Consider the following 17,942-nt stretch of genomic DNA (forward strand, 5'->3'; position numbering starts at 1 on the left):
GATGCCACTACTATGGGGAAGCGCCGGGATGGCGCGCATCGGCGGATACTCCCAGGCGGGATAGGAGTTTCAGACTACGTGGGAGGGGAGGATTGGCAGGGGATGCGCTGGTTATTTCGTTTCTGAATGAAAGCGGGTGCGGCGGCCACGGCTGCCGGAAACGCCTGGTCGCCGCCCATGAAAAAGCCCGCATCGTGCGGGCTTTTTGCGTCTATGGCCGGTGTCAGTGCTTGGGCGTGTCGTCCGGCAGGGCGAGCAACTGCTTTTCGCGGTTCCAGTCGAAGGGCTCGCCGTTCTCTTCGGCTTCGAAGCGGCGCTCGTCGAGTTGCTGGTACATCTGCAGTTCTTCGTCGGGCATGAAGTGCAGGCAGTCGCCGCCGAAGAACCACAGCAGGTCGCGCGGGACCAGGTGGGCGATCTGCGGGTAGCGGTGGAAGACCTGGCTGATCAGGTCCTGGCCCAGGTACTGGGCGCCTTCCGGGTCGCGCGGCAGTTCGGCCATCAGTTCGTCGAAGCGTTCGAGGAACAGGCCGTGGTTGTCTTCCGGCACCTGCTCGGCTTCGCCCAGGGCACCGAGGATCATGCGCAGGTGGTTGAGCAGGGCGAGGTGGTGGTCGAGATAGGCGTTGGCCATGGTGCTTCCTCTGGGACAGCGTCGAAACGGCTGCGGAGTATATCGGGTTTGCCACCCTAGGGGCGTCGCGGTCGCGACTGAATCTGCCTCAGGCGGTTGTCGATCCGCTGTTGCTGCTGGTCGAGCAGGCGTTGCTGTTGCTGCAATTGCTGTTGCTGCAGTTCGTTCTGCTGCCGCTGGATCATCTGGTCGCTCTGCTGGCGCTGCATGTCGCGCAGCCGCTGGCTGTCCTGCTGGCGCTGGAGGTTGTCCTGCTGTATCTGCAGGCGCTGGCTTTCGTACTGCAGGCGTTGACGCTCCATCTCGTTCTGGCGCATCTCGCTTTGCCGGCGCAGGCTGTCCTGCTGTTGCTGGATGGGGTCGATGACCGGCGTGGGCGGCGCTATCGGCCGTGGTCGACTGGGGTAGAGCCAGGGATCGGCGTGGGCGGCGCCGGCGAGCAGTATCGTCAGCAGCAGGGCAAGGCTTCGGTGCATGGCGCGTTCTCCATGACGGGATAGGTGCAGTGTGCACCCTGCGGCTGTGAGTAGCACTGCTGTGCGTCGGTAAAGCCGCAAATGAAAGGGCGCCCACAGGCGCCCTCGAACGATCGCCGGATGCTTCAGCCGGCCTTGTCGCCCAGTTCCTCCGGTGCGAAGTCGTCCACGTCGATCACCGCGCGGCGTGCGCGTTCGGCTTCGTGCAGGGCTTCTGCTTCGTTGCCATCGAGCACGCCGGCATCGCGCGCGGCGTCGACGGGCGACTGGCCGGCGGTGGGGGCGATCTGGCCGTCACGCAGGGCCTGGCGCAGTCTTTCCTGCAGAGGTGCCGTTTCGGCGAGGCGCTCGTAGGCTACGCCGAGCTTGCCGATCGGGTCCTGCGGGTCGCTGGACAGGAAGGCGCCGGCAAGGATCGCCTGCAACGCCTGGTCCTCCAGCGGGCGGCCAAGGATGGCGGCGATCTCGGCATCCAGCGCGTCGCCCGGGCCACGATGGCGGCGGCCTCGCGGCAGCACCAGCACGCGCAGCAGGCAGGCGAAGGGGCGGTTGGGGAAATTGTCGATCAGCCCGGCCAGCGCCGCCTCGGCCTTGCACAGGTTTTCCTCCAGCGCCCAGCGCAGCAGCGGTTGCAGGTGCTCCGGGTTGTCCAGGTCGTGGTAGCGCTTGAGCGCCGCCGAGCCCAGGTAGAGATGGCTGAGCGCATCGCCCAGGCGCGCCGAGAGGCGCTCGCGGCGCTTCAGTTCGCCGCCGAGCAGCATCATGCTGACATCGGCGAGCAGCGCGAAGGCGGCGGCCAGGCGGTTGAGCGCGCGGTAGTACGGGCGGCTGACGCGGTCCCCCGGCACCTGGTCGAAGCTGCCCAGGCCGAGACCCAATAGCAGGCTGCTGGCGGCGTTGCCGACGGCGAAGCCGATGTGGCTCAGCAGCAGCTGGTCGAACTCGCGTTCGGCCTGGTCATGGTCATCGCGCCGCGCCAGTTCCATTTCCTTCAGGACGTACGGATGGCAGCGGATGGCGCCCTGGCCGAAGATCATCAGGTTGCGCGAGAGGATGTTGGCACCCTCGACGGTGATGAAGATCGGCGCGGACTGCCAGGCACGCCCCAGGTAGTTATTCGGGCCCATGATGATGCCCTTGCCGCCATGGATGTCCATGGCATGGCCGATGCACTCACGGCCGCGTTCGGTGAGGTGGTACTTGAGGATGGCCGAGAGCACCGAGGGCTTCTCGCCCAGGTCCACCGCGCTGGCGGTGAGGATGCGCGCGCTGTCCATCATCCAGGCGTTGCCGCCGATGCGCGCCAGGGCCTCCTGGATGCCTTCGAAGGCCGCCAGCGGCACGTTGAACTGCTCGCGGATGCGCGCGTAGCGGCCGCTGACGTAGCTGCCGGTCTTGGCCACGCTGGTGCCCACCGCCGGCAGGGAGATCGAGCGGCCCACCGACAGGCAGTTCATCAGCATCATCCAGCCTTTGCCGATCATCTCCTGGCCGCCGATGATGGCGTCCAGCGGCACGAACACGTCCCGGCCGGAGTTGGGGCCGTTCATGAAGGCCGCGCCCAGCGGCACGTGGCGGCGGCCGATCTGCACGCCGGGGGTGTCGGTGGGGATCAGCGCCAGGGTGATGCCCAGGTCCTCTTCCTCGCCCAGCAGGTGCTCCGGGTCATGGCACTTGAAGGCCAGGCCGAGGAGGGTGGCCACCGGGCCGAGGGTGATGTAGCGCTTCTCCCAGGTCAGGCGCAGGCCGAGGACTTCCTCGCCGTTCCACTGGCCCTTGCAGACGATGCCGATGTCGGTCATGCCGCCGGCATCTGAGCCGGCCTGCGGGCTGGTGAGGGCGAAGCAGGGGATTTCTTCGCCAGTCGCCAGGCGTGGCAGGTAGCGCTGGCGTTGGGCGTCGGTGCCGTAGTGCAGCAGCAGTTCGGCTGGGCCCAGGGAGTTGGGCACCATCACGGTGGAGGCCAGATCGCCGCTGCGGCTGGCGAGCTTCATCACCACCTGCGAGTGGGCGAAGGCGGAGAAGCCCTTGCCGCCGTATTCCTTCGGAATGATCAGGCCGAAGAAGCCCTGGGCCTTGATGAAGGCCCAGGCTTCGGGCGGCAGGTCCATGCGCTGGCCGATGTCGTGGTCGCTGACCATGGCGCACAGTTGCTCGGTGGGGCCGTCGACGAAGGCCTGTTCTTCCTCGGTCAATTGCGCCTTGGGGTAGCCGAGCAGGGTGTTCCAGTCCGGGCGGCCGCTGAACAGTTGGCCGTCCCACCAGACGGTGCCGGCTTCGATGGCTTCGCGCTCGGTGTCCGACATTGGCGGCAGGGTTTTCTTGAACCAGGCGAACAGCCGCGAGGTGAACAGGCCGCGACGCAGGTCGGCGGCGAGGATGGTCATCGCCACCACCGCCCAGAGCAGCCAGAACAGCACCATCCAGCCATGGGCCCGGCTGAACAGGCTCATCAGCACGAGGTAGACGGCGACCAGGCCGAGGGCCTTGAGCGGCGAAGTGCGGCGGTGCGCGAGCCAGGCGACGCCGAGAATCAGGACGAGCAACCAGATGAGCAGCATGGGGATTCCTCCATGACAGTCCGCCGCGACGGCAACCGGCCGCGACGGGCTTGGTGACGAATGGTGCGCGGGCAGGGCGGCGGGCGTCTGCCGCTATGCCCCGCAAGCTTAGACCGCCGAACATGACCATTGGCCGCATGGCCGGACAGCTTGGCCGGATCGCCGTGCCTGCCGGGCGCGCCGGCTGGTTAGACTGGCGGCGCCATCAACGACAGGGATCGCGGAGACAGCGCCATGCAGCAATACTTGAAGCCCAGCCGCTTCGTGGATAGTGACCACCCCGCGGTGGTCGAGTTCGCGGAAAGTCACCGGGGCCAGGGCGGCACCCCGCTGGAGCAGGCGGTAGCGCTCTACTACGCGGTGCGCGACCGGATTCGCTACAACCCCTACGTGTTCAGCCTCGACCCGCAGACCCTGTGCGGCAGCCACGCGCTGCAGGCCGGGCAGTCCTACTGCGTGCCCAAGGCCACCCTGCTGGCGGCTTGCGCCCGGCATTGCGGGATTCCCGCGCGGATCGGCCTGGCCGACGTGAAGAACCACCTGGCCACGCCGCGCCTGCTGGAGTTGCTGCGTAGCGAGGTGTTCGCCATGCACGGCTACACCGAGCTCTTTCTCGAAGGCCGCTGGGTCAAGGCCACGCCGGCCTTCGATATCGGCCTGTGCGAGGCGTTCGGCGTGTTGCCGCTGGAGTTCGATGGACGCACGGACAGCGTGTTCCACCCGTTCAATCGCGAGGGCGAGCGGCACATGGAATACCTGCGCGACCACGGCCAGTTCGCCGACGTGCCCGAGGAGTTTTTCTTCGGCTACCTGCAGCAGTGTTACCCGCACCTGTTCGCCGGCAACGAGACCCCGCTGGCCGGCGATATGCGCAGTGAGGCCGCGCAACATGAAAGCAATCGATAGTCACCATCAGTGCATGCGACTTTTTTCCTGGCGCCGTTGCCGGTAGGGTGCCGTCATCCGAAGTCGCGCCCGGCGGGCGCGACGCCATCGCATGACGACAACAAGAGAGGCGCAGCATGCTCAAGATCTGGGGCCGGAAGAATTCCTCCAACGTGCGCAAGGCGCTCTGGTGCGCGGAAGAGGCGGGGCTGGCCTACGAGCGGATCGACGCCGGCGGCGCCTTCGGCGTGGTCAACGAGGCGCCGTACCGCGCGCTGAACCCCAACGGCGTGGTGCCGACCCTGGACGACGACGGCTTCATCCTCTGGGAGTCCAACAGCATCGTCCGCTACCTGGCCGCGCGCTACGCGCCGGCGCTCTACCCGCAGGACCTGCAGCAGCGCGCCAGCGCGGAGAAGTGGATGGACTGGACCACTTCGACCCTCGCCGGCCCCTTCCGCACGCTGTTCTGGGGCACCCTGCGCACCCCGCCGGAGCAACGCGACCCCGCTGCCATCCAGGCCGCCCTCGACACCTGCGCGCGCCTGCTGGATATCCCCGAGCAGACGCTGGCCAAGCAGCCGTATCTCTCCGGTGAACAATTGGGGATCGGTGACATTCCGCTGGGCAGCTTCATCTATGCTTGGTTCGAAATGCCCATCGAGCGCCCGTCACAGCCGCATCTGGAGGCCTGGTACGCACGCCTGAAGGCGCGCCCGGCCTACCGTGACGCCGTGATGACCGAGCTCACCTGAGGCTTTGCCGCGTGTCGCGGAGGTTGCAATCCTCGCGGCGGACCATTATCAAGCAGGCCTTTTTCCAAAGACCTGCACATTCCAAAGACTTGCAACGGGAATCCCCATGAGTTCCGCGCTGTCCATCCGTCAACTGACGAAGACTTACGGCAACGGCTTCCAGGCCCTCAAGGGCATCGACCTGGACGTTGCCGAAGGCGATTTCTTCGCCCTGCTGGGCCCCAACGGCGCCGGCAAATCCACCACCATCGGCATCCTCTCCACCCTGGTGAACAAGACCAGCGGCACGGTCAACGTGTTCGGCCATGACCTGGACAAGGACCCGTACGGCTTGAAGCGCTGCCTGGGCGTGGTGCCCCAGGAATTCAACTTCAACCAGTTCGAGAAGGTGTTCGACATCGTCGTCACCCAGGCCGGCTACTACGGCATCCCGATGAGCGTGGCCAAGGGGCGCGCCGAGAAGTACCTGACTCAGCTGGGCCTCTGGGACAAGCGCAATTCCGCCTCCCGCGAGCTCTCCGGCGGCATGAAGCGCCGCCTGATGATCGCCCGCGCGCTGGTCCACGAGCCGCGCCTCTTGATCCTCGACGAACCCACCGCCGGCGTGGACATCGAATTGCGCCGCTCGATGTGGAACTTCCTCACCGAGCTCAACGGCGAAGGCATCAGCATCATCCTCACCACGCACTACCTGGAGGAAGCCGAGCAGCTGTGCCGCAACATCGCGATCATCGACCACGGCACCATCGTGGAGAACACCAGCATGCGCAAGCTGCTGAACAAGCTGCACGTGGAGACCTTCTACCTCGACCTGAAGGCGACGTTGACCGAGGCGCCGAGGCTCGACGGCTATCCTGTGCGCCTGGTGGATGACCACACCCTGGAGGTACAGGTGGACAAGTCCATGGGCATCAATGGTCTGTTCGCCCAGCTCAACGCCCAGGGCCTGGAAGTGCTGAGCCTGCGCAACAAGAGCAATCGCCTGGAGGAGCTGTTCGTGTCGCTGGTGGAGAAGAATCTGTCGAAGGTGGCCGTATGAGCAGCGAACTGCGCGCCAACTGGGTTGCCTTGGGCACCATCGTCTACCGCGAGGTTCGCCGCTTCCTGCGCATCTGGCCGCAGACCCTGCTGCCGCCAGCGATCACCATGGTTCTGTACTTCGTCATCTTCGGCAACCTGATCGGCCGGCAGATCGGCGACATGGGTGGCTTCACCTACATGCAGTACATCGTGCCGGGGCTGATCATGATGTCGGTGATCACCAACTCCTACGGCAACGTGGTGTCGAGCTTCTTCGGCAGCAAGTTCCAGCGCAACATCGAGGAGCTGCTGGTGTCGCCGGTATCGCCGCACACCATCCTCCTGGGCTTCGTCGCCGGCGGCGTGCTGCGCGGACTGGCGGTGGGGCTGATCGTCACCCTGTTGTCGCTGTTCTTCACCAGCCTGCAGATCCATCACATCGGCATCACCGTACTGGTGGTTCTGCTGACGGCGACCATCTTCTCCATGGGCGGCTTCGTCAACGCGGTGTTCGCGCGCAACTTCGACGACATCTCGATCATCCCGACCTTCGTGCTGACCCCGCTGACCTACCTGGGCGGGGTGTTCTACTCGATCACCCTGCTGCCGCCGTTCTGGCAGACGGTGTCGCTGGCCAACCCGATCCTGCACATGGTCAACGCCTTCCGCTACGGCATCCTCGGTGTGTCCGACATCCGCATCGGCACGGCGGTGATCTTCATGCTGGTGGCGACCGTGGCGCTGTATTTCTTCTGCGTGCGCCTGCTGGTGAGTGGACGGGGGATGCGGCAGTGACTGCCGTGTTGCGCTGATGAAAAAGGCCCCGGTTGGGGCCTTTTGTTTTTCTGGCGTTTCGCGGCGGCTGAGTCCCTCTTTAGGAGCGAGCTTGCTCGCGAACCGCCCAACGCCGGAGCTGTCGGTGAGTCCGTTCGCGAGCAAGCTCGCTCCTACGAAAAGCGCTACTGCGGGAATTCGATGACGAACCGCGTCCAGCCATCAGCCGACTCGCAACGAATCTCCCCGCCATGAGCCCGCACGATCGACCGGCAGATCGCCAGGCCCAACCCCGCGTGCTCGCCCTGGCCCTCGCGGCGGGCCGGGTCGGCGCGGTAGAAACGGTCGAACAGCCGCGCCAGGCGTTCCGCGGGAATCTCCTGGCCGGGGTTTTCCACGCTCAGGCGCCCCGGCCCCAGCCGCACGAGCACAATGCCGCCGTCGGCGGTGAAGCGCAGCGCGTTGTCCAGCAGGTTGGCCAGCACGCGGCGCAGCAGGGCGCGGTCGCCTTGCACCCGCAGCTCGCCGTTGCGCTCCAGGCGAATCGCCTTTTCCTCCGCCAGCGGTCCGTAGAACTCCAGCAGCTCGTCCACTTCAGCGGCCAGCTCCAGCGGCTGGCTGTTCGGGGTGAGCAGGCCGTGGTCGGCCTTGGCCAGGAACAGCATGTCGTTGACCATCGCGGTCAGCCGCTCCAGCTCCTCCAGGTTGCCATGCAGCGCCTCGCGGTAATCCTCCAGGCCGCGTGAGCGCGACAGCACCACCTGGGTCTGGGTCAACAGCCCGGTGAGCGGGGTGCGCAGCTCATGGGCGATATCGGCGGAAAACGCCGACAAGCGCTGGAAGGCCTCCTCCAGGCGCGCCAGCATGGCATTCAGCTCCGCGGCCAGGCCGCGCAGTTCCTGGGGCATCTGTTCGGCGTCCAGGCGGGTGGTCAGCGAGTGCGCCGAGACCTTCGCCGCCACCTCGCTCATGCGCCGCAGCGGACGCAGGCTGCTGCGCGCGGCCCAGGCGCCGAGCAGCGCGGTGGCCAGCGCCGAGAGGCTCATGGTCAGCCAGATCAACTGCTGCATGCGTTGCAGGAAGTGCTGGTGATGAGTGATGTCCAGCACCAGGGTCAGTTGGGGGCCGTTCGGCAACTGGGCATCCAGCGGTGCCTGCAACTCGCGGAAGGCGGGCGGACTGCCGGGCGTGACCATCGCCGGCATCTGCTCGAACCAGGACTGGCCGTCGGCGCCTGCAAGGCGCAGGCCCAGGTCAGGGTGGCGCTCCAGTTCCTGGCGCAGTTGGGCAACGTGCGGCTGCAACTGGGCGGGGCTGGCGACATCCGTGAGCGTGTCGCGGAAGATCGCCAGCTTGCCGGCCATCACCTGGAGGTCCAGTTCGACGAAGTGCGCCTCGCTGGCGCGGCTGAAGACGATACCGGCCAGCAGCGAGACGGCGGCGGTGCAGGCGGCGAACAGCAGGCTCAGGCGTGCGCCCAGGGAGAGGCGGGCGCTCAGCATGGGTCGCGTTCTTCCAGCACGTAGCCCATGCCGCGCACGGTGTGGATCAGGCGCTGCGGGAAGTCGTCGTCGACCTTGGCGCGCAGGCGGCGGATGGCGACTTCGATGACGTTGGTGTCGCTGTCGAAGTTCATGTCCCATACCTGGGAGGCGATCAGCGACTTGGGCAACACTTCGCCGCTGCGGCGCAGCAGCAGTTCCAGCAGGGCGAACTCCTTGGCGGTCAGGTCGATGCGCTTGCCGGCGCGCTGCACCCGGCGGCGCAGCAGGTCCAGTTCCAGGTCGGCCAGTTGCAGAGTGGTGTCCTGCAACTGCTGACCGCCCCGACGCAGCAGGGTACGCACCCGCGCGAGCAGTTCGACGAAGGCGAAGGGTTTCACCAGGTAGTCGTCGGCGCCTTGCTCCAGGCCGCGCACGCGGTCTTCCACCGCATCGCGCGCGGTGAGGAACAGCACCGGCACCGCGCTGCCGGTCTTGCGCACGGCCTGAAGGATCTGCCAGCCGTCGCGGCCGGGCAACATCACATCGAGGATCAGCAGGTCATGCTCGCCGGAGAGGGCCAGTTGCAGGCCGTCGTCGCCGTCCGTGCAGAGATCCACGGCGAAACCGGCTTCGCTCAGGCCCTGTTGCAGGTATTGGCCGATGCGGGGTTCGTCTTCGACGATCAGGAGTTTCATCTCGGGGGTATCCATTCAGGCGCCAGCGGCGCAGCTGTCGATAGGGTAATCACTGGGTCAGCGCACTGACAGCCGGGGCCGCGCAGACTGCCGATACATTCTTCGTGGAGGCCCACCATGCACCTGCTCATCGCCACGCTGTTCTCCGTTCTGTTGTTCCCTGCCGCACCGGCGTTGGCCGATGGGGGGACATCACCTTCCAGCGCATGCAGGAGCGTGCCGCCGAAGCCGGACGTGATGGCTGAAACCTGTTCATCGTGAGGTCCTCGCCCGCCATCTGGCGGGCTTTTTTTCGTCGCCTTTATAACCCCCTCAGGCGGGACGGGTACGAAGCTGACAGAACTGTAATCTTCCTGACAGCCAGGCGGCAGGCGCGGAGCGCGAGGATGAACAAAACCCAATCGAGGAGTTGTGATATGTCCCTGCGTCATCTGTTCTGTGCTTCCGCCCTGGCCATCGCCGCGAGCTTCAGCCTGCCGGTCCTGGCTGCTGCCGGACATGGCGATGACTTCGGCAAACCGGCCAAGGCCGCGCAGGCCACCCGCACCGTGGAGATCAAGCTGGGAGATATGTACTTCGAGCCGAACAGCTTCGAGGTCAAGACGGGTGAAACCGTGCGTTTCCTCATCCACAACACCGGCAGCCTGCTGCATGAATTCAACCTGGGCAGCGCGGCGATGCACGCCGCCCACCAGAAGGAAATGCAGCAGATGATGGACGCCGGGATGCTCACGCCCACCGGCATGCAGCACGACATGAGCAAGATGGACCACAGCAAGATGGGCCACGGCAACATGCCGATGGGCCAGATGATGAAGCACGATGACCCCAACACCGTACTGGTCGAACCGGGCAAGACCGCCGAACTCACCTGGACCTTCAGCAAGGCCACCAGCCTGGAGTTCGCCTGCAACATCCCCGGGCACTACCAGGCCGGTATGGTCGGCAAGCTGACCGTCAAGCCCTGAGGCGGGCGAGCGGGTGCGCCTGTGTGAGGATGGGCTTCTGACGCACTGGTCTCCCAGCGACCGCTCACGGACTTCGCTCCTGGGCAAACATCTGGATCTGATCCGCTCTTCATAGGACCGAGGGGCGCCCAGTCCTCGCTCGCGAACCGCCCCAACGCTGGAGCCGCCGGCAAACCCATTCGCGAACAGGGACTTGCACGCCCAGGCGCGTTCGTTCAGGGGCGCTCGCAGGGCATTGCTCTTGTAGGAACAACTGTCTTGTCCCGGCTGAATCTGTGCCAGGGCTTTCTCCCTCACCCCAGCCCTCTCCCCCTGGGAGAGGGCTGGGGTGAGGGCCAACCCGAGCGCAGATGCATCTCGTAGGAGCGGACTCCGTCCGCGATAGACCTTGTGCCGGAGCTGATCGCGGACAGAGTCCGCTCCTACGGGGGAAATCATCGAACGCTCCGACGGGTGCGGCATCCGACTCGTCCGCTGGCTGCTGAAAGGCGAGGCGGATTTGTATACACTCGCCGCCTCGCGTCACCGCCCGCATTGCCGATCCAGCAGGTTCCCCACATGCACCATCCCGCCGAACACTCGCCCCTGGGCAAATCCAGCCAATACGTCTCCACCTACGCGCCGGAACTGCTGTTCCCGATTTCCCGGACCACCAAGTGGGCCGAGCTGGGCCTGACTGCGCAAACCTTGCCGTACCAGGGCGTGGACATCTGGAACTGCTACGAGCTGTCCTGGCTGACCGCTTCGGGCAAGCCGGTGGTGGCCATCGGCGAGTTCGCCATTCCTGCGCAATCGCCGAACATCATCGAGTCCAAGTCCTTCAAGCTCTACCTCAACTCGCTGAACCAGACCGCCTTCGACAGTGCTGAAGCCGTACGCGCGGTGATGGAGCGGGACCTGTCCGCCGCAGCCGGCGCGCCAGTGGGCGTGCGCGTGCGCAGCCTGGACGAGGTGGCGGGCGAGGGCGTGGCGACGCTCGAAGGCACCTGCATCGACGACCTGGACCTGGCCGTCGACAGCTACGACCATCCGCGCCCGGAGCTGCTGCGCTGCGACGACACCCGCCGTGTCGACGAAGTGCTCTACAGCCACCTGCTGAAATCCAACTGCCCGGTCACCGGCCAGCCGGACTGGGGCACTCTGGTGGTCGAGTACAGCGGCCCGGCGCTGGACGCCGCGAGCCTGCTGGCCTACGTGGTTTCCTTCCGCCAGCATCAGGACTTCCACGAGCAGTGCGTGGAGCGCATTTACCTCGACCTGCTGCGCCTGTTGCAGCCGGCCCACCTGACCGTCTATGCGCGCTATGTGCGCCGCGGCGGACTGGACATCAATCCCTACCGCAGCAGCGCTGCCGTGCAGCCGGACAACCGCCGGCTGGTTCGCCAGTAAAAATCAGTGGTTCAGTAAAACGCGGATACGAAAAACCCGGCCTGCGCCGGGTTTTTCACATCTGGGCCTGGGGGTTCAGGGCTCAGATGCCCATGTTCGCCAGACTCTGCATGATCGAGCGTAGGGCGCCGGCCAGGGTCGGGTGGCTTGCCTCGAAGCGCTCCACCGCCAGGTTGATGCTGTCAGTCAGGGTCTCATCGGCCAGCGCCTCTTCGTTGGCCAGCTGCATCTCGATGTCCTTGATCAGTGCCCGTAACGCGGCGCGGTCATCTTCGGTCAGCGGTGGCTGGCGCTCCAGTTGCTCGCGCAGGGCCTGGAGTTCTTGCTGGAGGCGTTGTGTCGGCATGGTGGTGTCCTTCTGCGGTGCGTACCCATGATGGACCTTGCCGGGTGGAGGAAGGTCCATCGCCATGCCTTTGAGCTTAACTCGCCGCGCGCGCCCCTGCCTGATACCGATCAACCCGCAGCAGGCGTTCGAGCAGTGGGAAGAAGTGTTCCAGCTCCGGGGTACGCATGGACGGGTCCTTGCCCAGGTCGTCCAGACGGCGGAGGGTGATGGCGTCCTGCGCGTAGGGCGCGCTGATGAAGGCGGTTGCGCCGCGCTCGTCGAAGGCGCCGCCCTGCAGCGCCAGGCTCTGCCGCGAGGCCCAGGACAGGCTGGCGTGATAGGCCGGGTCCACCGCGCACAGGTAGCGCTTGGCGGCGACGTGCAGGCGCACGGGCTGCCAGACCGACTCGGGGAGCAGTTCGCGCAGCAGGTTGGCGCCGAACTCTTCGTGGCGCAGGTCCTGGGTTTCCAGCACGGCCGGGTCTTCGTAAAGATGGCCGATGTCGTGGAGCAGGGCGGCGATCACCAGGCTGTCAGCGCAGCCGGCGCGTTCGGCCAGGGTCGCGCATTGGAGGGCGTGTTCGGCCTGGCTGATGGCCTCGCCGTAGGGCTCCGCGCCGTGGCTGGCGAAGCGCTCGGCCAGTTCATCGATGAAGCGGTGGCGAGCGTGCTTCATGGCTTTTCTCCTTTCAGGCGGCGGCTGGCGATGTCCTGCAGGCAGGAATCCAGCTCGCCCAGGTGATCGATGACCGAATGCACACCGAGGCGGTACAGGCCGAGGGTCGCCTGGGCGCGCAGGCGATCGCGCTCCAGGTTCGTCAGGGCGTCCCAGTCGCCCGGTGCATGGCCGCACAGCGGACCGCTGGCGGCCAGGCCGATGGTCCACAGCCCGGCATTCAGGCCCGCCTGCAACAGCCGTGGCTGGCCGCTGACCAGCACGCAGCCGTCCAGGTGCGGGCTGCCCAGCTGCATCAGCGCCTGCCAGCAGGCATCCGGCGCCGGCCATTGGCGGCCGCCGACGTCCAGTCCGGCGGCCAACTGTCCGTCCAGCGCGGTGGCCAGGTGCAGCGTGGTGGCGCTTGGCAGTTCGTCGAGCCAGGCACAGGGCACGCCCTGCTTGTTCAGCGCCTGCAAGGTATCCAGGGCGCTGGGAGTGGCTTCGGCGTGGGCCTGGGCGGCTTCGTCCAGGGCGGACTGGAAGCGGCTGCGCTCCTGCCCATCGGCGCTGCGGCCCAGCGCGTGGTTGAGGGCGTCCTGAGGTGGCAGGGCGAGGGCGTCGGCCAGGCGTTCTGGCGGACAGTCGGGACAGGTGCGCTGCAGGGCGACCGGCAGCGTCCTTGCGCCGAAGTCCACCAGATCGCCGGACAGTCCGAACAGCAGGGAGGTGAAGCGCGGGAGCTCGGCAGTGGCAGGCATGGTGGGGTTTTCTGATAATTGGTCTAGGCCAGGCTACCGGGCCAATGTGACGGTCCGATGAAGTGGTCGCCGCTGTCGTTATAATCGCCGCGCATTTTCTGGAGACAGCCGCATGCCGGTCGAACCCGTTCCCCATTACCTGCGCATCCGCGACCAGTTGGCCCGGGACGTCGCCGATTCGGCCCTGGGGCCGCGCCTGCCGCCCGAGCGCGAGTTGGCCGAGCGTTTCGGTTGCACCCGCGTGACCCTGCGCGAGGCGCTGCAGCAGCTGGAAACCGAAGGCGTGCTGTACCGCGAGAATCGCCGTGGCTGGTTCGTATCCCCGCCGCGGATTCGCTACAACCCGACGCGCGCCACGGGGTTCATGGATTACGTCCAGGCCCAGGGGCGCACGCCGCGCACCGAGGTCTTGTCGGCCGAGCGCTGTTCCGCCGGCCCTGTGCTGGCTCGGCGGATGGGGTTGGCGGATGACGCCGAGGTGTTCCGGGTCCGCCGTCGCCGCTGGGTCGATGAGCGCCCGGTGATGCTGGAGGAGATCACGCTCGACGCCAGTTGGTGTCCCGGTCTGCTCGACGAGGCGCTGGACCGGTCGTTGACCCAGGTTCTGCGCGAACGCCTGGGGCTGACGCTGTCGCGCTGCGAGCTGGCGATGCATCCCACGGCGCTGGTCGAGCCCCAGGCCGTGCCGCTGCAGCTCACGCCCGGCTCGCCAGGCCTGTATGTGGAGCGCTGCAGCTACGTCGAAGATGGGCGTCTGGTGGAATGGGACCAGGAGTTCTGGCGCTCCGATGCGCTGGAAATTGTCATCGATGCACGCTTTCCGGACTGAAGTGGCACTATGCTTTGCCCTGAGAGGTGGCAGATCACCCTCGCGGGAGCCCTGTTTCGAACTCCCGCGAGGGGCTTCCTGTTCATCAAAACACTCGCAGACCTATATAATCCGCCCGCGTAGCGGGCCTGCTCAGGTCGGCCCGGAATGTCATTCACTGGAGAATTACCGATGCGCCCACTAGGCGTCCAAAGGACGAAACGCTGCCTCAGCCTGCTCGCTGCTACTTGCCTGGCGACGATTCCTTTCCTGGCCCAGGCCGAGAGCGAGGATGATCCGTGGGAGAGCATCAACCGCCCGATCTTCACTTTCAATGACACCCTGGACACCTATGCGCTCAAGCCGCTGGCACAGGGTTACCAGTACGTCACCCCGAACTTCGTCCAGGACGGTGTGCACAACTTCTTCAGCAACATCGGCGACGTGAAGAACCTGGTCAACGACCTGCTGCAGCTGAAAGTGCGCGACGCCGGCGTCGACACCAGCCGCCTGCTGTTCAACACCACCTTTGGCCTCGCCGGCTTCTTTGACGTCGCTACCCACATGGGCCTGCGCCGCAACGACGAAGACTTCGGCCAGACCCTCGGCCATTACGGCGTGGGCAGCGGCCCCTACGTGATGCTGCCGCTGCTGGGCCCGAGCACCCTGCGCGATGCGCCGTCGCTGATTCCGGATGCCTACACCGGCCCCTATCCGTACATCGACAATGTGCCGGTGCGTAACACCATGCGTGGCGTTGACATCGTCGATACCCGTGCCGACCTGCTGAAGTCCGAGAAGCTGATCAGCGGCGACAAGTACAACTTCATCCGCAACGCCTACCTGCAGAACCGCGAGTTCAAGGTCAAGGACGGCCAGGTCGAAGACGACTTCTGATCCGGCCCTTCCGTCCGGCAGGCACAGGCCCCCGCGTCCGGCAGACCCGGTCGCGGGCGGCGTCCGCTTGAACCCTCGGGCGGATGGGAGTAGTGTCTGCGCCTTGTCGCACCCGACCCGCGCCGTTGTTCCCTTGAATGAGCGCCATCACCACTACCTCCGGCGCCGTTTGCCTGGATGACCCATGCACAAACCCAGTGCCTCGCTGCTGATCATCGATGACGACGACGTCGTTCGAGAAAGCCTCGCCGCCTACCTGGAAGACAGCGGATTCACCGTCCTGCAGGCCACCAATGGCCAGCAGGGCCTGCAAGTATTCGAGCATGAGCTGCCCGACCTTGTGATCTGCGACCTGCGCATGCCGCAGATGGACGGCCTGGAGCTGATCCGTCGCGTCAGCGAGATGGCGGTGGAAACCCCGGTCATCGTGCTTTCCGGTGCCGGCGTCATGAGCGATGCGGTCGAGGCCCTGCGCCTGGGCGCCGCCGACTACCTGATCAAGCCGCTGGAAGACCTCGCCGTTCTGGAGCATTCGGTTCGCCGCGCCCTGGACCGTGCCTACCTGCGCTCGGAAAACCGCCGCTACCGCGAGAAGCTCGAAGCCGCCAACCGCGAGTTGCAGGCCAGCCTGAACCTGCTGCAGGAAGACCAGAACGCCGGTCGCCAGGTGCAGATGAACATGCTGCCGGAAACCCCGTGGGAGTCCGACGGTCTGGCGTTTACCCACCAGATCATCCCGTCGCTGTACCTGTCGGGTGATTTCGTCGACTACTTCCGCGTCGATTCCCGCCGCATCGGCTTCTACCTGGCCGACGTGTCCGGTCACGGCGCCTCCTCGGCGTTCGTCACCGTGCTGCTGAAGTTCATGACCACGCGCCTGCTCTACGAGTCGCGGCGCAACGGCATGCTGCCGGAGTTCAAGCCGTCCGATGTGCTCGCGCACATCAACCGTGGCCTGATCAACTGCAAGCTGGGTAAGCACGTGACCATGCTCGGCGGTGTGATCGACCTGGAAACCGATCGCCTGACCTACAGCATCGGCGGCCACTTGCCGCTGCCGGTACTCTATGTCGACGGCGACGCCCGTTACCTGGAAGGTCGTGGCCTGCCGGTGGGGCTGTTCGACGAAGCGACTTACGAGGATCATGTAATGGATCTTCCCAAGTCCTTCAGCCTTTCGTTGTTCTCCGACGGCATTCTCGATGTGCTGCCGGGAGCTACCCTGAAAGAAAAGGAGACGGCCCTGCCAGAGCAGGTCGTCGCCGCCGGCGGAACGCTGGATGGCCTGCGCCAGGTCTTCGGACTGGCCAAGTTGTCCGAGATGCCGGATGATATTGCCTTGCTGGTGTTGAGCAGGAACCTTGCATGAGTACCGGTAAAATCCAGTTCGCCGAGCAGGATGGCTCATTTGTCCTGAAGTTCGTGGGCGACGTCCGACTGACCCTGTGTTCGGCGCTGGATGCCACCATTGAAAAAATCTTCGCTGCGCTGAATTTCTCGGCGATCATCATTGATCTCACGGAAACCCAGAGCATCGACAGCACTACGCTGGGCCTCCTGGCCAAGTTGTCGATTCTGTCGCGGCAGAAGGTCGGGTTGTTGCCTACGCTGGTGACCACCAACCCGGACATCACTCGTCTATTGCAGTCGATGGGCTTCGATCAGGTGTTCAACATCGTCGATCGTCCGATTCCGTGTACGGATTGCCTCACTGATCTGCCGCCGCAGGACCAGTCCGAGGACGTGGTGCGCAGCAAGGTGCTGGAAGCCCACCGCATCCTGATGGGGCTCAACGAGTCCAATCGCGAAGCTTTCCACGATCTGGTGAGCGCCCTCGAGCGTCACTGATTTCAGCCCTTGAATGAAAACCGGCGCCCTGGGCGCCGGTTTGCGTTTTCGCGTGCCTGACTTAACGGCCGGAGAGCAGCGCTTCGAGCTTTTCCTGGTCGCGGGCGAACAGGCGGATGCCTTCGGCCAGCTTCTCGGTGCCCATGGCGTCCTCGTTCATCTGCCAGCGGAAGGCGCTTTCGTCCAGCACTTGGCGCGCTTCGCCGCCGCCGGGCTGCAGCACGCGGGGCAGTTCGCCCTGGGCGTCGGCCAGTTGTTGCAGCAGGTCCGGGCTGATGGTCAGGCGGTCGCAGCCGGCGAGCTGCTCGATCTGGCCGAGGTTGCGGAAGCTGGCGCCCATCACCACGGTCGCGTAACCGTTGGCCTTGTAGTAGCGGTAGATGCGCGAGACCGACTGCACACCCGGATCTTCGGCGCCGACGTAGTCGCGGCCGTTGGCCTTCTTGTACCAGTCGTAGATGCGGCCGACGAAGGGCGAGATCAGGAACACGCCGGCATCGGCGCAGGCGGCGGCCTGGGCGAAGGAGAACAGCAGGGTCAGGTTGGTCTGGATGCCTTCGCGTTCCAGCTGTTCGGCGGCGCGGATGCCTTCCCAGGTGGAGGCGATCTTGATCAGCACGCGGTCGCGGCCCACGCCATGCTCGTCGTACAGGCCGATCAGGCGGCGGGCGCGCTCCAGGGTGGCTTCGGTATCGAAGGACAGGCGGGCGTCCACTTCAGTGGAAATGCGCCCCGGAATCACGCCAAGAATGTCCTTGCCCACGGCAACGGCAAAGCGGTCGCAGGCCAGGCCTGCATCGCCACGGGCGCCCTCGGTGGCGCGGGCCAGGTGCTCGGCGTAACGGGGCAGGGCGGCGGCTTTCAGCAGTAGCGAGGGGTTGGTGGTGGCATCCACCGGCTTCAGGCGGGCAATGGCGTCGAAATCGCCGGTATCAGCGACGACCGTGGTGTATTGCTTGAGTTGTTCGAGCTTGGAGGTCATGGCGAGTTTTCCGTGGAGGATG

General features: G+C 65.7%; 20 protein-coding genes. 11 read left to right on the top strand and 9 right to left on the bottom strand.

Features of this window, described 5'->3' with window-relative positions; all coding sequences use genetic code 11:
* Nucleotides 1-223: 223 nt before the first annotated feature.
* The 3 genes from O6P39_RS09685 to O6P39_RS09695 form a co-directional block, all read right to left on the bottom strand.
* Nucleotides 224-634, bottom strand: a complete 411-nt coding sequence (locus tag O6P39_RS09685; protein ID WP_243805006.1) for a PA2817 family protein — start codon at nucleotides 632-634, stop codon at nucleotides 224-226.
* A gap of 56 nt (nucleotides 635-690) precedes the next feature.
* Nucleotides 691-1,110, bottom strand: a complete 420-nt coding sequence (locus tag O6P39_RS09690; RefSeq protein ID WP_275611124.1) for a PA2816 family glutamine-rich protein — start codon at nucleotides 1,108-1,110, stop codon at nucleotides 691-693.
* Between the two features lie 125 nt (nucleotides 1,111-1,235).
* Complete coding sequence (locus O6P39_RS09695; RefSeq protein WP_275611125.1) at nucleotides 1,236-3,671, bottom strand: acyl-CoA dehydrogenase; 2,436 nt, start codon at nucleotides 3,669-3,671, stop codon at nucleotides 1,236-1,238.
* Between the two features lie 234 nt (nucleotides 3,672-3,905).
* Between O6P39_RS09695 and O6P39_RS09700 the strand changes: the two genes are divergently transcribed.
* The 4 genes from O6P39_RS09700 (at nucleotide 3,906) to O6P39_RS09715 (ending at nucleotide 7,126) form a co-directional block, all read left to right on the top strand.
* Nucleotides 3,906-4,577, top strand: a complete 672-nt coding sequence (locus O6P39_RS09700) for a transglutaminase family protein (RefSeq protein ID WP_275611126.1) — start codon at nucleotides 3,906-3,908, stop codon at nucleotides 4,575-4,577.
* A gap of 116 nt (nucleotides 4,578-4,693) precedes the next feature.
* Nucleotides 4,694-5,311 (top strand): glutathione S-transferase, encoded by a 618-nt coding sequence (locus tag O6P39_RS09705; protein ID WP_275611127.1) that lies wholly within the window; start codon nucleotides 4,694-4,696, stop codon nucleotides 5,309-5,311.
* 106 nt (nucleotides 5,312-5,417) lie between these two features.
* Nucleotides 5,418-6,350, top strand: a complete 933-nt coding sequence (locus O6P39_RS09710; RefSeq protein ID WP_275611128.1) for an ABC transporter ATP-binding protein — start codon at nucleotides 5,418-5,420, stop codon at nucleotides 6,348-6,350.
* Nucleotides 6,347-7,126: an ABC transporter permease gene (locus O6P39_RS09715; RefSeq protein ID WP_275611129.1), complete on the top strand. Its 780-nt coding sequence runs from the start codon at nucleotides 6,347-6,349 to the stop codon at nucleotides 7,124-7,126. The genes O6P39_RS09710 and O6P39_RS09715 overlap by 4 nt, the downstream gene beginning before the upstream one ends.
* Before the next feature lie 164 nt (nucleotides 7,127-7,290).
* Here O6P39_RS09715 and O6P39_RS09720 read toward each other — a convergent pair whose 3' ends face one another.
* Both O6P39_RS09720 and O6P39_RS09725 read right to left on the bottom strand, forming a co-directional pair.
* Entirely contained in the window at nucleotides 7,291-8,607 is a 1,317-nt protein-coding gene (locus O6P39_RS09720; protein ID WP_275611130.1) for a heavy metal sensor histidine kinase, read from the bottom strand.
* On the bottom strand, nucleotides 8,601-9,284 hold the full coding sequence (locus O6P39_RS09725; protein WP_275611131.1) for a heavy metal response regulator transcription factor: 684 nt from the start codon (nucleotides 9,282-9,284) through the stop codon (nucleotides 8,601-8,603). The genes O6P39_RS09720 and O6P39_RS09725 overlap by 7 nt, the downstream gene beginning before the upstream one ends.
* Before the next feature lie 117 nt (nucleotides 9,285-9,401).
* Here O6P39_RS09725 and O6P39_RS09730 point away from each other — a divergent pair, with 117 nt between their 5' ends.
* The 3 genes from O6P39_RS09730 (at nucleotide 9,402) to queF (ending at nucleotide 11,641) form a co-directional block, all read left to right on the top strand.
* Complete coding sequence (locus O6P39_RS09730; protein WP_275611132.1) at nucleotides 9,402-9,545, top strand: hypothetical protein; 144 nt, start codon at nucleotides 9,402-9,404, stop codon at nucleotides 9,543-9,545.
* Nucleotides 9,546-9,700: 155 nt separating this feature from the next.
* On the top strand, nucleotides 9,701-10,252 hold the full coding sequence (locus O6P39_RS09735) for a cupredoxin family protein (protein ID WP_275611133.1): 552 nt from the start codon (nucleotides 9,701-9,703) through the stop codon (nucleotides 10,250-10,252).
* Nucleotides 10,253-10,810: 558 nt separating this feature from the next.
* Nucleotides 10,811-11,641: an NADPH-dependent 7-cyano-7-deazaguanine reductase QueF gene (gene queF, locus O6P39_RS09740; RefSeq protein WP_275611134.1), complete on the top strand. Its 831-nt coding sequence runs from the start codon at nucleotides 10,811-10,813 to the stop codon at nucleotides 11,639-11,641.
* An 82-nt stretch (nucleotides 11,642-11,723) separates the two neighbouring features.
* Here queF and O6P39_RS09745 read toward each other — a convergent pair whose 3' ends face one another.
* The 3 genes from O6P39_RS09745 to O6P39_RS09755 form a co-directional block, all read right to left on the bottom strand.
* Nucleotides 11,724-11,987: a DUF4404 family protein gene (locus O6P39_RS09745; RefSeq protein ID WP_275611135.1), complete on the bottom strand. Its 264-nt coding sequence runs from the start codon at nucleotides 11,985-11,987 to the stop codon at nucleotides 11,724-11,726.
* Nucleotides 11,988-12,063: 76 nt separating this feature from the next.
* On the bottom strand, nucleotides 12,064-12,645 hold the full coding sequence (locus O6P39_RS09750; RefSeq protein ID WP_275611136.1) for a phosphonate degradation HD-domain oxygenase: 582 nt from the start codon (nucleotides 12,643-12,645) through the stop codon (nucleotides 12,064-12,066).
* The gene (locus O6P39_RS09755) at nucleotides 12,642-13,385 is read right to left on the bottom strand and encodes an HAD family phosphatase (RefSeq protein ID WP_275611137.1); all 744 of its coding nucleotides are present in this window, start codon (nucleotides 13,383-13,385) and stop codon (nucleotides 12,642-12,644) included. Before O6P39_RS09755 ends, O6P39_RS09750 begins: the two co-directional genes overlap by 4 nt.
* Before the next feature lie 112 nt (nucleotides 13,386-13,497).
* Here O6P39_RS09755 and O6P39_RS09760 point away from each other — a divergent pair, with 112 nt between their 5' ends.
* The 4 genes from O6P39_RS09760 to rssC all read left to right on the top strand — a co-directional run bounded on the left by O6P39_RS09760 (nucleotide 13,498) and on the right by rssC (nucleotide 16,938).
* On the top strand, nucleotides 13,498-14,214 hold the full coding sequence (locus tag O6P39_RS09760; RefSeq protein ID WP_275611138.1) for a UTRA domain-containing protein: 717 nt from the start codon (nucleotides 13,498-13,500) through the stop codon (nucleotides 14,212-14,214).
* A 171-nt stretch (nucleotides 14,215-14,385) separates the two neighbouring features.
* Nucleotides 14,386-15,090: a VacJ family lipoprotein gene (locus tag O6P39_RS09765; RefSeq protein ID WP_275611139.1), complete on the top strand. Its 705-nt coding sequence runs from the start codon at nucleotides 14,386-14,388 to the stop codon at nucleotides 15,088-15,090.
* 184 nt (nucleotides 15,091-15,274) lie between these two features.
* Nucleotides 15,275-16,459: a two-component system response regulator RssB gene (gene rssB, locus O6P39_RS09770; protein WP_275611140.1), complete on the top strand. Its 1,185-nt coding sequence runs from the start codon at nucleotides 15,275-15,277 to the stop codon at nucleotides 16,457-16,459.
* Complete coding sequence (rssC, locus tag O6P39_RS09775; RefSeq protein ID WP_275611141.1) at nucleotides 16,456-16,938, top strand: anti-sigma factor antagonist RssC; 483 nt, start codon at nucleotides 16,456-16,458, stop codon at nucleotides 16,936-16,938. The genes rssB and rssC overlap by 4 nt, the downstream gene beginning before the upstream one ends.
* 61 nt (nucleotides 16,939-16,999) lie before the next feature.
* Here rssC and tal read toward each other — a convergent pair whose 3' ends face one another.
* Nucleotides 17,000-17,920, bottom strand: a complete 921-nt coding sequence (gene tal, locus O6P39_RS09780) for a transaldolase (protein ID WP_275611142.1) — start codon at nucleotides 17,918-17,920, stop codon at nucleotides 17,000-17,002.
* Nucleotides 17,921-17,942: the final 22 nt, after the last annotated feature.

It is taken from the genome of Pseudomonas sp. PSE14 (assembly GCF_029203285.1).
Lineage (GTDB): Bacteria > Pseudomonadota > Gammaproteobacteria > Pseudomonadales > Pseudomonadaceae > Pseudomonas.

Excerpts from the sequence above, each read along its gene's own strand:
- O6P39_RS09690 (WP_275611124.1), bottom strand. The coding sequence starts at position 1,110 with ATGCACCGAAGCCTTGCCCTGCTGCTGACGATACTGCTCGCCGGCGCC.
- O6P39_RS09755 (WP_275611137.1), bottom strand. The coding sequence starts at position 13,385 with ATGCCTGCCACTGCCGAGCTCCCGCGCTTCACCTCCCTGCTGTTCGGA.
- O6P39_RS09700 (WP_275611126.1), top strand. The coding sequence starts at position 3,906 with ATGCAGCAATACTTGAAGCCCAGCCGCTTCGTGGATAGTGACCACCCC.
- O6P39_RS09720 (WP_275611130.1), bottom strand. The coding sequence starts at position 8,607 with ATGCTGAGCGCCCGCCTCTCCCTGGGCGCACGCCTGAGCCTGCTGTTC.
- O6P39_RS09705 (WP_275611127.1), top strand. The coding sequence starts at position 4,694 with ATGCTCAAGATCTGGGGCCGGAAGAATTCCTCCAACGTGCGCAAGGCG.
- O6P39_RS09735 (WP_275611133.1), top strand. The coding sequence starts at position 9,701 with ATGTCCCTGCGTCATCTGTTCTGTGCTTCCGCCCTGGCCATCGCCGCG.
- rssB (WP_275611140.1), top strand. The coding sequence starts at position 15,275 with ATGCACAAACCCAGTGCCTCGCTGCTGATCATCGATGACGACGACGTC.
- O6P39_RS09725 (WP_275611131.1), bottom strand. The coding sequence starts at position 9,284 with ATGAAACTCCTGATCGTCGAAGACGAACCCCGCATCGGCCAATACCTG.
- rssC (WP_275611141.1), top strand. The coding sequence starts at position 16,456 with ATGAGTACCGGTAAAATCCAGTTCGCCGAGCAGGATGGCTCATTTGTC.
- O6P39_RS09685 (WP_243805006.1), bottom strand. The coding sequence starts at position 634 with ATGGCCAACGCCTATCTCGACCACCACCTCGCCCTGCTCAACCACCTG.
- O6P39_RS09765 (WP_275611139.1), top strand. The coding sequence starts at position 14,386 with ATGCGCCCACTAGGCGTCCAAAGGACGAAACGCTGCCTCAGCCTGCTC.
- O6P39_RS09730 (WP_275611132.1), top strand. The coding sequence starts at position 9,402 with ATGCACCTGCTCATCGCCACGCTGTTCTCCGTTCTGTTGTTCCCTGCC.
- O6P39_RS09760 (WP_275611138.1), top strand. The coding sequence starts at position 13,498 with ATGCCGGTCGAACCCGTTCCCCATTACCTGCGCATCCGCGACCAGTTG.
- O6P39_RS09715 (WP_275611129.1), top strand. The coding sequence starts at position 6,347 with ATGAGCAGCGAACTGCGCGCCAACTGGGTTGCCTTGGGCACCATCGTC.
- queF (WP_275611134.1), top strand. The coding sequence starts at position 10,811 with ATGCACCATCCCGCCGAACACTCGCCCCTGGGCAAATCCAGCCAATAC.
- O6P39_RS09750 (WP_275611136.1), bottom strand. The coding sequence starts at position 12,645 with ATGAAGCACGCTCGCCACCGCTTCATCGATGAACTGGCCGAGCGCTTC.
- O6P39_RS09745 (WP_275611135.1), bottom strand. The coding sequence starts at position 11,987 with ATGCCGACACAACGCCTCCAGCAAGAACTCCAGGCCCTGCGCGAGCAA.
- O6P39_RS09695 (WP_275611125.1), bottom strand. The coding sequence starts at position 3,671 with ATGCTGCTCATCTGGTTGCTCGTCCTGATTCTCGGCGTCGCCTGGCTC.
- O6P39_RS09710 (WP_275611128.1), top strand. The coding sequence starts at position 5,418 with ATGAGTTCCGCGCTGTCCATCCGTCAACTGACGAAGACTTACGGCAAC.
- tal (WP_275611142.1), bottom strand. The coding sequence starts at position 17,920 with ATGACCTCCAAGCTCGAACAACTCAAGCAATACACCACGGTCGTCGCT.